Origin of the sequence: Methylobacterium hispanicum, assembly GCF_022179285.1 — a bacterium.
Lineage (GTDB): Bacteria > Pseudomonadota > Alphaproteobacteria > Rhizobiales > Beijerinckiaceae > Methylobacterium > Methylobacterium hispanicum.
Genome location: NZ_BPQO01000108.1, coordinates 1 through 385 on the forward strand (window position 1 = coordinate 1; position 385 = coordinate 385).

The window sequence follows — 385 nt, forward strand, 5'->3', positions numbered from 1 at the left end:
GGTCTGGTTGGCGAGTTCCTTCACTTCCGCCGCCACCACCGCGAAGCCGCGCCCCGCCTCGCCGGCGCGCGCCGCCTCGATGGTGGCGTTGAGCGCGAGCAGGTTGGTCTGGCCGGCGATCGAGGAGATCAGCGCCACCACGTCGCCGATGCGCGCGACCGAGCCGTTGAGGGCCTGCACGAGCGCGGCGGCCTGGTCGGCCTCGCCGACCGCCCGCCGGGCGAGGTCGGCCGAGCCGTCGACCTGCCGGCCGATCTCGGCCACCGAGGCGCCGAGTTCCTCGGCCGCCGCCGCCACGGTGTTGACGTTGGTGGACGCCTCCTCGGCCGCGCTCGCGGTGGTCGCCGACAGCCCGGCCGTCTCGGCGGCCGTCGCCGTCATGGTC

1 protein-coding gene is annotated in these 385 nt (G+C 76.1%); it reads right to left on the bottom strand.

Annotated features, from left to right (window positions below; translation table 11 throughout):
- A partial coding sequence (locus tag MFF56_RS31975) for a methyl-accepting chemotaxis protein (protein ID WP_238232264.1) occupies positions 1 to 385 on the bottom strand: 385 nt, incomplete at both ends.